General features: G+C 74.0%; 10 protein-coding genes. 2 read left to right on the top strand and 8 right to left on the bottom strand.

The genetic code is table 11. The features are described from left to right. Positions 1 to 17: 17 nt before the first annotated feature. The 3 genes from Mam01_RS02635 to cmk form a co-directional block, all read right to left on the bottom strand. Positions 18 to 722 carry an alpha/beta fold hydrolase gene (locus Mam01_RS02635; protein WP_204283821.1) on the bottom strand — a complete coding sequence of 235 codons (705 nt, stop codon included), beginning with the start codon at positions 720 to 722 and terminating at the stop codon, positions 18 to 20. Positions 723 to 823: 101 nt separating this feature from the next. Next, a complete protein-coding gene (gene der / locus Mam01_RS02630) occupies positions 824 to 2,242 on the bottom strand; it encodes a ribosome biogenesis GTPase Der (protein ID WP_204283819.1) in 1,419 nt (472 codons plus the stop codon). 15 nt (positions 2,243 to 2,257) lie between these two features. Further along, positions 2,258 to 2,926 (bottom strand): (d)CMP kinase, encoded by a 669-nt coding sequence (cmk, locus tag Mam01_RS02625; RefSeq protein ID WP_373868675.1) that lies wholly within the window; start codon positions 2,924 to 2,926, stop codon positions 2,258 to 2,260. 174 nt (positions 2,927 to 3,100) lie between these two features. Here cmk and Mam01_RS37200 point away from each other — a divergent pair, with 174 nt between their 5' ends. Further along, complete coding sequence (locus Mam01_RS37200; protein WP_204283817.1) at positions 3,101 to 4,549, top strand: MerR family transcriptional regulator; 1,449 nt, start codon at positions 3,101 to 3,103, stop codon at positions 4,547 to 4,549. Then, positions 4,546 to 5,910, top strand: coding sequence for an MFS transporter (locus Mam01_RS02615; RefSeq protein WP_204283815.1), 1,365 nt, complete (start codon positions 4,546 to 4,548; stop codon positions 5,908 to 5,910). Before Mam01_RS37200 ends, Mam01_RS02615 begins: the two co-directional genes overlap by 4 nt. On the opposite strand, the gene Mam01_RS02610 is transcribed toward Mam01_RS02615, so the two are convergent. The 5 genes from Mam01_RS02610 to Mam01_RS02590 all read right to left on the bottom strand — a co-directional run bounded on the left by Mam01_RS02610 (position 5,903) and on the right by Mam01_RS02590 (position 11,606). After that, positions 5,903 to 6,997 carry a prephenate dehydrogenase gene (locus Mam01_RS02610; RefSeq protein ID WP_204283813.1) on the bottom strand — a complete coding sequence of 365 codons (1,095 nt, stop codon included), beginning with the start codon at positions 6,995 to 6,997 and terminating at the stop codon, positions 5,903 to 5,905. The two genes, Mam01_RS02615 and Mam01_RS02610, sit on opposite strands and share 8 nt — an antisense overlap. A gap of 102 nt (positions 6,998 to 7,099) precedes the next feature. After that, positions 7,100 to 7,459 (bottom strand): chorismate mutase, encoded by a 360-nt coding sequence (aroH, locus tag Mam01_RS02605; RefSeq protein ID WP_204283812.1) that lies wholly within the window; start codon positions 7,457 to 7,459, stop codon positions 7,100 to 7,102. 120 nt (positions 7,460 to 7,579) lie between these two features. Further along, complete coding sequence (locus Mam01_RS36270) at positions 7,580 to 9,766, bottom strand: pseudouridine synthase (protein WP_239100974.1); 2,187 nt, start codon at positions 9,764 to 9,766, stop codon at positions 7,580 to 7,582. After that, complete coding sequence (gene scpB, locus Mam01_RS02595; protein WP_275408890.1) at positions 9,766 to 10,374, bottom strand: SMC-Scp complex subunit ScpB; 609 nt, start codon at positions 10,372 to 10,374, stop codon at positions 9,766 to 9,768. The genes Mam01_RS36270 and scpB overlap by 1 nt, the downstream gene beginning before the upstream one ends. 356 nt (positions 10,375 to 10,730) lie before the next feature. After that, positions 10,731 to 11,606, bottom strand: coding sequence for a segregation and condensation protein A (locus tag Mam01_RS02590; RefSeq protein ID WP_204283810.1), 876 nt, complete (start codon positions 11,604 to 11,606; stop codon positions 10,731 to 10,733). Positions 11,607 to 11,608: the final 2 nt, after the last annotated feature.

Below are 11,608 nucleotides of genomic sequence, written 5' to 3'. Positions count from 1 at the left end.
CGGGGGTAGGGTCTGCCCTACCATGCCGCGGCGGCCGGCGGGCTTTCCGCCGGGACGGGCGCGGCGGCGTCGAGCAGGACACTGAGCAGGTCCCGCGGCGCGTCCCGCATGAGGTTGTGCCCGCTGTCCAGCGCGTGCACGGTCCACGCGGGGTCCTCGCGCAGCCGCTCGTACGTACGCGTGAAGGGAGACCGCACGTCCCGGCCGGCGTACACGTAGACCCGCCGCCGGACGCTCGCGAGACCCCCGGTGAGCCGGAGCGGCTGCAGCAGCGAGGCGACGGGGTGCGGGGTCGCCCGGGGGTCGAAGAACGGCAGAGTCCGCGTGGCGTAGCCGGTCTCCTCCACGTCGGCGTACCACTGCCGCTCCTGCTCGGAGGCGAGGGTCCAGCAGGAGTCGCCGTCCTCCGGCACGAAGGCGTCCAGGTAGGCCAGGGCGGCGACCCGCTCCGGCAGGCGGTCGGCCACCCCGGTGATCACCATGCCGCCGTAGCTGTGCCCGGCCAGCACCGCGTCACGGACGCCCTCGGCCTCCAGCACGCCGGTCACGTCCTGGATGTGGGTGTCCAGGTTCACCCCGCCGTGCAACAGGTGGGCGCGTTCGCTCACGCCGCTGAGCGTCAGCGCAAGGGCGCGGTGGCCGTGGCCGCGCAGGTCCTCGACGAGGTCCTGGAAACACCAGCCGCCGTGACACATGCCGGGGATCAGGACGAAGGTCGCCATGGTCGTGCTCCTCACTGCCGCCTGGGACGTGCCCCGCGACCATCCGGAGATCGGGTGGTCGGAGGCACGGCCAACGGTACGCAGGGGCGCGGCCGGTGGGGTTACTTCTTCTTGCGCTTCTCCCGGATCTTCATCGTGACGTCGATCGGGGAGCCGGCGAAGCCGAACTCCTCGCGGATGCGGCGCTCGATGAAGCGGCGGTAGGTCTCCTCCAGGAACGCCGAGGTGAACAGCACGAACTTCGGCGGCTCGGTCGAGGCCTGGGTGGCGAACAGGATCTTCGGCTGCCTGCCCCCGCGCACCGGCGGCGGCGTGGCCTGCACCAGCTCGGTGAGGAACTGGTTGAGCCGGGCCGTCGGCACCCGCGTGCCCCACGACTCCAGCGCCCGCTCGATGGCCGGGGCCAGCTTCTCGACGTGACGGCCGGTCTTCGCCGAGATGTTCACCCGCAGCGCCCAGGGCGTGCGGACGAGCTGCCGGTCGATCTCCTTCTCCAGGTAGTAACGCCGGTCCTCGTCGACCAGGTCCCACTTGTTGAACGCGACCACCATCGCCCGGCCCGACTCGATGACCAGGCCGATGATCCGCAGGTCCTGCTCGGTCAGCACGTCGGAGGCGTCGATCAGCACGACCGCGACCTCCGCCCGCTCCAGCGCGGCCCGGGTGCGCATCGCCGCGTAGAAGTCCGCGCCCTTGAGCTCGCGGTCGCGCCGCCGGATGCCGGCGGTGTCGATGAAGCGGTACGTCGTGCCGCCCAGCTCGACCAGCTCGTCCACCGGGTCGCGGGTGGTGCCGGCCATCGGGTCGACCAGCACCCGCTCCTCTCCGGCGACCTTGTTGAGCAGCGACGACTTGCCCACGTTGGGCTTGCCGAGCAGCGCGATCCGGCGCGGGCCGCGCCGGTCGCCGAACGTCTGCGGCGGCGTCTCCGGCAGCGCGTCGAGCACCACGTCGAGCAGGTCGCCGCTGGCGCGGCCGTGCAGGGCCGAGACCGGGTGCGGCTCGCCCAGGCCGAGCGACCACAGCCCGGTCGCCTCCAGCTCCATCTGCTGGTTGTCGACCTTGTTGGCGGCCAGCACGACCGGCTTGCCCGAGCGGCGCAGGACCGCCCCGACGGTCTCGTCGGAGTCGGTGACCCCGATGCTCGCGTCCACCACGAAAAGGATCACGTCGGCCAGCTCGGCCGCGATCTGCGCCTGCTCCGCGATGCGCAGGGCCATGCCGGTCGCGTCCGGGTCCCAGCCGCCGGTGTCCACCAGCGTGAACCGGCGTCCGCGCCAGGTGGCCTCGTAGGTGACCCGGTCGCGGGTCACCCCGGGCACGTCCTCCACAACCGCCTCACGACGGCCGATTATGCGGTTGACCAGCGTCGACTTGCCGACGTTGGGGCGCCCCACCACGGCGACGACCGGCAACGGGCCCGCGTCGGGCTCCCGCTCCGCCTCCTCGGCGGACAGCTCGGCGAGCTCGGCCTCGATCCAGCCGCCCTCGTCCTCGTCGTACTCCACCGTCACGTCCATACCCTGCCTCATCCGTCAGACCCGCTCCTTGACGATCCGGAGCACCTCGGCGATGACCTCGTCCAGGTCCAGCGGCGTGGTGTCGAGCTCCACCGCGTCCGCGGCCTTCGCCAGCGGATCGGCCTTCCGCGTCGAGTCGAGGGTGTCGCGGCGGGCCATCGCGGCCCGCTGCGCCTCCACGCTCGTCCCCTCCAGCTCCGCCGTACGGCGCAGCGCGCGGGCCTCGGCGCTCGCGGTGAGGTAGATCTTGACCGGCGCGTCCGGCGCGACCACGGTGCCGATGTCACGCCCCTCGACCACGATCCCGCCGTCGGGCAGGGAACCCGCGATGATCTCCCGCTGCAGGTCCACGAGCCGGCGGCGCACCTCGGGCACCGCGCTCACGGCCGACACCGCGCCGGTGACCTCGGCGCCGCGGATCGGCCCGTTCACGTCGACGCCGTCGACGGCGACACCCGGCGCGTCCGGGTCGATCGTCATCGTCAGCGCGGGCTCGGCCGACCTCGCGGCGATCGCCGCCGGGTCCTCCAGGTCGACGCCCCGCTGGAGCATCCACCACGTGACGGCCCGGTACATGGCGCCCGTGTCGAGGTAGCGCAGGCCGAGGGCCCGCGCGACGCCCCGCGACGCGCTCGACTTGCCCGACCCCGAGGGACCGTCCATCGCGACGACCAGACCCGACACCGGTCTCTCCTTCTCCTTCGGAATCGTCGTCCCCGAGGCTACCGGGATACCGCCGGAAACCTTGCATCGGCGGCCGGGCGAGGGCTCCGCCGGTCCGGTGGGTGTTGACCTTGCCCCTGGGTGAGGCCCCAGCATCGTCGGCACCGGCCATGGCGGCCGGGACGAGGAGGAGTGGTGCGAGAGCTGCTGACCATCGGCGCCTTCGCGCGGGCCGCCCGGCTGTCGCCCAAGGCGCTGCGTCTGTACGACGAGCTCGGGCTGCTGCGGCCGGCCGCGGTGGACGGCGAGTCGGGATACCGCTACTACCACCCCCGACAGCTGGAGCAGGCCCGCCTGATCGCCTCGCTGCGCCGGCTCGGCATGCCGCTGGCGCGCATCAGGCAGATGTGCGACCTGCCCGCGCCGGACGCCGCCGAGGCGGTGGCCGCCTACTGGCGGCAGGTCACGGCCGAGACCGCGGCCTGCGGCCGGCTCGCCGCCCTCCTCGTCGGCCACCTGTCGGGAAGGGACGGCGGCGTGGAGGCGAGCACGACCATGCCGGAGATCCGTTACGCCGCCCGGTCGGAACCGGGACCGGTGCGGACGAGCAACGAGGACGTCGCGTACGCCGGAGAGCGCCTGCTGGCGGTGGCCGACGGGATGCGCGGCCCGGGCGGCGACCGCGCCGCCGCGGCGGCCGTCGAGGCGGTCAGGCGCCTATGGAGCCGGTCCACCCGCGACGGCGCCCCGCCCGGTGACACGCCGGACGATGCTCCGGGCAATGCGCCCCAGACGTCGCCCGAGGATCTGCCCGAGGATCTGCCCGACGCCGCGCCCGACGCACTGCCCGGTGACGTGCCGGACGGCTCACCCGATGACCTGCCCGGGGACCTGCCCGGGGACCTGCCCGGGGACCTGCCCGGGGACCTGCCCGGGGACCTGCCCGGGGACCTGCCCGGTGACGTGCTGGGCGATCCGCCCAAGATAGTGCCCGAGCCCCTGCCCGAGGACCTGCTCGGTGCGCTCGCCGACGCCGTCCGCGACGCCGAGCGGGCGATCCGGGACATCGCCGCATCGACGCCGTCGGGAGAGACCGTCACCACGCTGACCGCGCTCGTGTGGGCGGGGTCACGGTTCGCCCTGGCGCACATCGGCGACAGCCGGGCGTACCTGTTCCGCGACGGGGGGCTGTTCCGGCTCACCGAGGACCACACGTACGTGCAGTCGCTGGTCGGCGAAGGGCGGCTCACCCCCGAGGAGGCCGCCTCCGACCCGCGGCGCCCGCTCCTGGTCCGCGCGCTGACCGGCACGGGGGCCTCCCTCCCCGACCTGTCGCTGCACGAGGCCGTTCCCGGCGACCGGTATCTGCTCTGTTCGGACGGGCTGCCGGCCGTCGTGCCGGACCGCGTGCTGCGCGAGACGCTCGCCGGTCCCGGCGGCCCGCGCGAGGTGGTCGACGAGCTGATCGACCTGGCGTACGCGGCCGGCGCCCCCGACAACATCGCCTGCGTGGTCGCCGACGTGACCGCCACGGTGACCGATGCCGCGACCCCAGCCGTGACCGCTGCCGTGACCCCAGCCGTGATCGATGCCGCCGCGCCCGAGGCCGAGGCCAACGGCGACGGCGACGGGACCGCGCGATGAGCGCCGCGGCGGAGCGCCCGTCCCGCCCTTCCGCGACGACCTCCGCGCGGGCCCTCACGATCGACCTGCGGCCGCTGGCCGTCCCGGCGTTCCGGCGGATGTGGGCCGCCTCGGTGATCTGCGCCGTGGGCGGGTCGTTCAGCGTGGTCGCGGTGCCGACGCACCTGTTCACGACGACCGGCTCGTCGGCGGCCGTGGGAGCCGCCGCGGGGGTGTCGCTCGCCGCGCTGGTCACGGCGGCGGTGTGGAGCGGCGCCCTCGCCGACGTGCTGGACCGCCGGACGATGCTGCTCGCCGCCGACCTCGGCCTGGCGCTGACGTACGCGGGGCTGTGGGTCCTGACGGTCCTGGGCGGCGGCTCCCTTCCCGCCCTGCTGGTGGCGGTGGCCTTCCAGGGGCTGGCGTACGGGACGGTCCTGACGACGGCCGGGGCCACCGTGCCCCGCCTCGTCCCGCCCGAACTGCTGCCCGCGGCCAACAGCCTCAACTCGCTGGTCCGGTACGGCGGGTCGATCCTGGGGCCGATGCTCGCGGGGGTGCTGATCCCCGTCCTCGGGCTCGGCACGCTGTATCTCTTCGACGCCGTCGCGCTGCTCGCCGTGGTGTGGGCCGTCGCCCTGCTGCCCCCACTGCCTGCCGCCGCGGACCGGACGGGCGACGAGCACGGCGGCCGTGCCTCCTCGGCCACCGGCCGGGCACTCGCCGGATTCCGTTGCCTGGCGGGCAATCGGCTTCTGGCCTCCGTGCTGGCCGTGGACCTCGCGGCCATGGTCTTCGGCATGCCGTCGGCGCTGTTCCCCGAACTGGCCCGCCACGTCTTCGGCGGCACTGCCGGGGGCGGCCCGGAGACGGGGCTGCTCTACGCGGCCTATCCCGCCGGGGTCTTCGCCGTCGGGCTGCTGTCGGGCGCGTTCACCCGCGCCCGCCGCCACGGCGCTCTCGTGGCGGGCGCCGCCGCCGCGTGGGGGGTCACGGTCATGGTCGTCGGCCTGGCCGGCGAGCTGTGGATCGCGCTGGCGGCGCTCGCGCTCGGCGGCGCGGTGAACTTCGTGCTGAGCACGTTCCGCACCACGATCATCCAGACGCACACCGCCGACGCCGTACGCGGGCGCGTCCAGGGCGCGCTGACCGTCGTGCTGGTCGGAGGGCCGCAGGTCGCGAACCTGCTCCACGGTGTGACCGGAACGCTGTACGGCCCGCGCGTCGTGATCCTCACCGGCGGGCTGCTCACCGTGGCCGCCGTCGGGGCGATCGCCTGGGCGGCCCCCGTGCTGCGCCGCCACGTCGCCCCCGCCCCGCCGTCGTCGTCGTTGCCAGAGGCCCGGAGGTCACCGGCCCCGACAGGGGTCCGGGTCAGTTAGCGACCTGCCAGCCGCGCTCTCGCAGAGCCTCGGACAGCGGGGCCGCCGCCTCCGGCTGGACGTACAGCTCCGCGGCGCCGAGCGGCAGGCCGGGGGCGTGCTCCAGCCGGATGTCCTCGATGTTGACGCCCGTCTCGCCCGCCGCCTGCACCAGGCGGGCCAGCTCGCCCGGACGGTCGCCGATGAGCACCTGCACCACGGCGTACGTGCGCGCCGGGCCGCCGTGCTTGCCGGGGATCCTGCCGGTGCCGCGCACCCCGCGCGCCAGCAGGTCGGCGATCTGGTCCATGGCCGCGCCGTCGCCCGCCAGCGCGCGCAGCGATCTGGCGGCGGCGCCGAGGTCGGCCGCCACCGCCTCCAGCACCTCGGCCACCGGCAGCGCGTTGCCCGAGAGGATGCCCATCCACAACGCCGGATCGCTGGCGGCGATCCGCGTGACGTCGCGCACGCCCTGGCCGGACAGCCCGAGCGCCGTCTCCGGCGCCTCGGCCAGCCGGGCGGCCACGGCGGCGGCGGTCACGTGGGGAGCGTGCGAGACGACCGCCACGGCCCGGTCGTGCTCGCCTGCGTCCACCCGGACGGCGTTGCCGCCGCACAGGTCGATCAGCTCCCGCACCGCGGCCACCGCCTCGGGGGCGGCGTCCTCCGTCGGGCAGTACGCCCACGGACGGCCGAGGAACAGGTCGGCCCGGGCCGCCGCGGGACCGGACCGCTCACGGCCCGCCAGCGGATGCCCCGCGACGTACGTCGTCAGGTCGCAGCCGAGCTGGGCCGCCTGGGCCAGCGGAAGGGCCTTCACGCTGGCCACGTCCGTGTAGAAGCGGGCACTGCCCTGCTTCTGCAGGTCGAGCAGCTGCTGGGCGACGAACTGGGGCGGCACCGCGAGAACCGCGAGATCCACCTGCGGCGCGCCCGTCCAGTCCTCCCCCGCGCCCAGCTCACGCGCCAGCCGTACGGCTCCCGCGTCCCGGTCGGCGAGGAAGACCCGCAGGTCCCGCTGCCGCAGCGCCAGTGCGATGGACGTGCCGATGAGGCCCGTCCCGACAACGACCACGCTGCCGATCCCGGCGCCCTCGATGGGAGTCATCGTGTTCTTCCTGCCGTCACCGTCCCGGGGACGCGTCCCGCGGGCGGATGCCTGTGGATGTGGGAAGCCCGTTCTACCGGATCTCCGGCCCGGGCCGTCTTCCTACTGGGCGATGTCCACGCGAAGCGCCACGGCGCCGCGCAGGTACACGTGCTGGATCTCCTGCCGCGGCCGGTCGGTCTGCACGTGGGCCATGAGCCGCACCACGCGCGGGAGCGCTCCCGGCACGTCGATCTCGGTCGCGCACAGCAGGGGAACGTCGTGGAACCCGAGCTTGCGCGCGGCGAGGGCGGGGAACTCCGCCGTGAGGTCGGGCGTGCACGTGAAGATCACGCTGATGACGTCGTCGGTGGTGAGGTTGTTGCGGCCCATCACCTCGCTCACCAGCTCCGTCGTCCCGGTGAGGATCGCGTCTCGATCGTTGCCCTCGACCTGGATGGCTCCGCGAACCGCCCGCACCATGTCGTTCCCCTCTCGCTGAGATGGGCCGGCCCGCCGTCGAGGGCGAGCGCGGCCCATCTACCGCCTGTTCGGCTTATTCTGCCCGTCTTGCGGGTGTATGCCCGTAGTTCGGCCGTCAGGCTACAGGCCGACCGCCGCGTACAGCTCGCCGATCTCCTGAACGGTGAGCGTGCGGATCGTGCCCGGCTTCAGCCGGCCGAGCTTGACCGGGCCGAACTCGATGCGGGCCAGGTCGATCACCCGGTGCCCGACGGTCTCCAGCAGCCGCCGGACGATGTGCTTGCGTCCCTCGTGCAGGACGATCTCGACCAGCGCCTGCTGGCCGTGCTCCTGCACGATCCGGAACTCGTCGACCTTCGCCAGGCCGTCCTCCAGCTCCACGCCCTTGCGCAGCACCTTGTGCAGGTCGCGCGGGACGGGACCGGGCACCTTGGCCCAGTATTTCTTCTGCACGCCGAAGCTCGGGTGGGTCAGCCGGTGGGCCAGCTCGCCGTCGTTGGTGAACAGCAGCAGTCCCTCGGTCTCGGTGTCGAGACGCCCGACGTGGAACAGCCGGGGCGCGAGGTCCTGCACGTAGTCGTGCAGGCACGGCCGGCCCTCGGGGTCGTCCATCGTGCTCACCACGCCGATCGGCTTGTTGAGCGCGTAGTAGACGGTCTCGGCGGAGGTCGGGATCCGCTTGCCGTCCACGTGGATGACCTGCTTGTTGGGATCGACGCGGGCGCCGAAGCGGCGCACGGTCTGGCCGTCCACCGTCACCCGGCCGTCGCCGATCAGCTCCTCGCAGGCCCGCCTGCTGGCCACCCCGGCCTGGGCGAGCACCTTCTGGAGCCGGTCGCCGCCCGGCACCTCGGTGGTGTCGCGCTCGTCGGTGTAGTTCGCGTCGTAGAAGTCGGGGTCGCGCAGCGGCTGCCGGGACGTCTTGAACGGGTTGCTCTGCGCTGCCTTACTCCCCGCTCCCCGGCCCCCGGCGCCCTGGCCGCCCGAGCCGGGTCCACCCGTGCCCCGGCCCCCTGCGGAGCCGGTGCCGAAGGAACGGCCCGCGCCCGCCCCGCGCGCCGGGCGTCGTGCGCCCCCATCGGCGCCGCCGAAGCGGCCCCGCGTCGCGCCACCGGTACGGCCGATCGTCTGCACCTCGTCACGCCGGGTCCCGCCACGGGCCGCCCGGAAGCCGCCCCGCTCGTTCCGGTCGCCCCGCTCAGTGCGGTTGTCCCGGTCGGCACGGTGGTCCCGGTCAGCGCTGCTGCCCCGGTCGGTGCTGCCGCGGCCGGCGCCGAAGTCACGGTCGCCGCGGGCTTCGCGATCGTCGCGCCAGGAGCCCCTGGCGGCACCGCCGGCGCTTCGGGCGGCATAACCGTCGCCGCGCTCCTCGCCGCTCCGGTAGGGGCGGTCGGAGCCGCGGTCCGTCCCACGGTCACGCAGACCGTCCCGGCCGCCTTCCGGCTTGCCGTACCGGCCACGCGTCCCGGCTCCATCCGTACGGAACGTGGAGCGGCCCGCGGACGGAAACTCGCGGCCGCCGCGATCCCGGCCGGCGTCACGGCCAGAGTCCCGGCCGGACTCACGACCGAAGTCCCGGCCGGACTCACGACTGGAGTCACGGCCGAAACCACGGCCGCCGTCGCGGTCACGGTTGAAGCCGCGTTCACGGTCGAAGCCGCCTGAGCGGTCGAAGCCGCGCCCGCCGTCGCGGTCCCGCCCGAAACCACCACGGTCACGGTCGGAACCACCTTCGCGGCCGGGCCCACGGTCGCGGCCGAAGTCACGGTCGTGGCCGGAGCCGCGCCCGCCGTCCCGGTCGCCGGGGCGACCGCCCTCGGGCCTGCCGTACGCGCCGCGCGAGCCGCCGCGCTCGGCGCGGAACGACGTGCGGTTGTCGTCGCCGAAACGCCGTCCGCCGGGGCGGGCGTCGCGGCGGTCGCCGCCACGGGAGTCCCCACCACGGGAGTCCCCACCACGGGAGTCCCCACCACGGGACTCGCCGGCACGGGCGTCCCTGGCGGGGCGGTCGCCGTACCGGTCGCTGCGCGGGGCGTCCTCGTCGCGGGACCGCCTGAAGTCGGGCCTGGAGTCGTATCGGGAGTCGGATCGGCTGTCCGGCCTGAAATCGGGCCGGGAATCGGACCTGGAGTCGGAACCGTACCCGGACCGGGAACCAGGGACGCGGGAACCGCCGCGCCGGTCGCCCTGGGGCCGGAAGCCGCCGCCGGACCCGCCACGGGATCCGCGCGCGCTCGCGCCCTGCTGACCGGTGCTCCGGCTCCGACCGCGTCCCTCACCGGACGGGGTGCCACGCCTGTTGTTCACTACTTCTGCTCCTCAAGAATTTCCACGTCGTCCGGGAGGAACGGGGCGAGCTCGGGAAGCTCGTCAAGGCTTCGCAGCCCCAGTCTCTCCAGGAAGTAACTCGTCGTCCGGTAGAGCACCGCCTGGCTCTCCGGGTCGGTTCCGGCCTCCTCCACGAGGCCTCGTGCGACCAGCGTCCGCATGACGCCGTCGCTGCTCACGCCGCGCACCGCCGCCACCCGGGCCCGGCTGACCGGCTGCCGGTAGGCGACCACGGCGAGGGTCTCCAGCGCGGCCTGCGTGAGCCGCGCCTGCTGGCCGTCCCTGACGAACCTCTCCACCAGCGCGGCACACTCCGCCCTGGTGTAGAAGCGCCAGCCTCCGGCCACCTCCCGAAGGTCGAAACCCCGCCCGGACGCCGTGTATTCCGCCGAGAGCGTGCGGAGCGCCGCGGCGACCTCCGCCGTCGGGCGTTCGAGCACCTGGGCGAGGGTGATCTCCGCGACCGGTTCGTCCACCACCATGAGGATCGCCTCAAGCGCCTGCGCGAGTGAAGGACCCCCCGAAGACTCCTCCGCAGTCCCCTCCGAAGGCGTCTCCTCGCCGCCCGGCGCGGCGCCATCCGGCAGGGACGGCGCGGCCTCAGCGGGAGTTGCGGCGTCGTCCGGCAGAGACGGCGCGGCCTCGGCGGAAGGCGCGGCGTCGCCCGGCAGGGACCGCGCGGCCTCAGCGGAAGGCGCGGCGTCACCGGCGAGACCGGGCGTCACCTCAGTGGCGCCGGTGCCGGCTGTGCCATCGGTGCCGGGTGTGCCATCCGCGCCGTCGGTGGGACCGGGGGTGCCGCTCGCTGTCATCGCTCCTCGCTCGTCGTCCATGGTCCCGCCTCCGCCGCTCTGCCTCGGCCTCGTCGCCGCGTCCGGGTCGCTCCGGGAACATGTGGCCGGGCTCACCGCCCTGCCGCCGTCCCGCTCCCGGCGCGGGCGGGTCATTCCTCCGGTGCGCCGGACGGCTCCGCCGGTTGCTCCTCGCGCCGGCCCTCGTCGTAGTCGTCGCCGACCGTGACGTCGCCGTCGGCGGTTCCCGTCCAGGTGACGTACAGATCGCCGAGCGGTTCGACCTGCTCGAAGGAGACCGCGGCCTCCCTGAACAGCTCAAGGACGGCCAGGAACCGGGCGACGACCTCGAAGGTTCCCGAGCAGTCGGCGGTCAGTGCCCGGAAGGTCGCCGTCTGCACCCGCCTCAGCCGCTCCACAAGGATAGCCGCTTGCTCCCGGACGCTGGCGAGCGGTTGATAGATGTGCGCGACCGACACCGACGGCGGCGCCTTGGGCGTGAACGCCCTGGCGGCGATCTTGGCGAGCTGCCCGGGCCCGATGCCGAGCACGAGTTCGGGCAGCAGGTCGGCGAAGCGCTTCTCCATCGGCACCGCGCGCGGAAAGCGCAGCGCCTCCTCGGCCATCCGTCCCGAGAAGATCTTCGCGACCTCCTTGTACGCCCGGTACTGCAGCAGCCGGGCGAACAGCAGGTCGCGGGCTTCCAGCAGGGCGAGGTCCTCCTCGTCCTCCACCTCGCCGGTGGGCAGCAGCCGGGCCGCCTTGAGGTCGAGCAGGGTCGCCGCGACCAGCAGGAAGTGGCTCGTCTGGTCGAGGTCCCACTCGGGACCCCGCGACCGGATGTACGCGATGAACTCGTCGGTGACCTTGTGCAGGGAGACCTCGGTGATGTCCAGCTTGTGCTTGGAGATCAGCCCGAGCAGCAGGTCGAACGGGCCTTCGAAGACGTCCAGATGGACCTGGAAGCCGCCCGGCGCGCTCTCCTCGCTCCCCTGGTCCGTCTCCTGGCCGGTCGTCACGCCTGCCATTG

Source organism: Microbispora amethystogenes (assembly GCF_016863015.1).
GTDB lineage: Bacteria > Actinomycetota > Actinomycetes > Streptosporangiales > Streptosporangiaceae > Microbispora > Microbispora amethystogenes.
The sequence above is the reverse complement of the archived record's forward strand: the minus strand, read 5'-3'. Positions and strand labels throughout refer to the sequence as shown.

Excerpts from the sequence above, each read along its gene's own strand:
- Mam01_RS02635 (WP_204283821.1), bottom strand. The coding sequence starts at position 722 with ATGGCGACCTTCGTCCTGATCCCCGGCATGTGTCACGGCGGCTGGTGT.
- der (WP_204283819.1), bottom strand. The coding sequence starts at position 2,242 with ATGGACGTGACGGTGGAGTACGACGAGGACGAGGGCGGCTGGATCGAG.
- Mam01_RS02615 (WP_204283815.1), top strand. The coding sequence starts at position 4,546 with ATGAGCGCCGCGGCGGAGCGCCCGTCCCGCCCTTCCGCGACGACCTCC.
- Mam01_RS02610 (WP_204283813.1), bottom strand. The coding sequence starts at position 6,997 with ATGACTCCCATCGAGGGCGCCGGGATCGGCAGCGTGGTCGTTGTCGGG.
- aroH (WP_204283812.1), bottom strand. The coding sequence starts at position 7,459 with ATGGTGCGGGCGGTTCGCGGAGCCATCCAGGTCGAGGGCAACGATCGA.
- Mam01_RS02590 (WP_204283810.1), bottom strand. The coding sequence starts at position 11,606 with ATGGCAGGCGTGACGACCGGCCAGGAGACGGACCAGGGGAGCGAGGAG.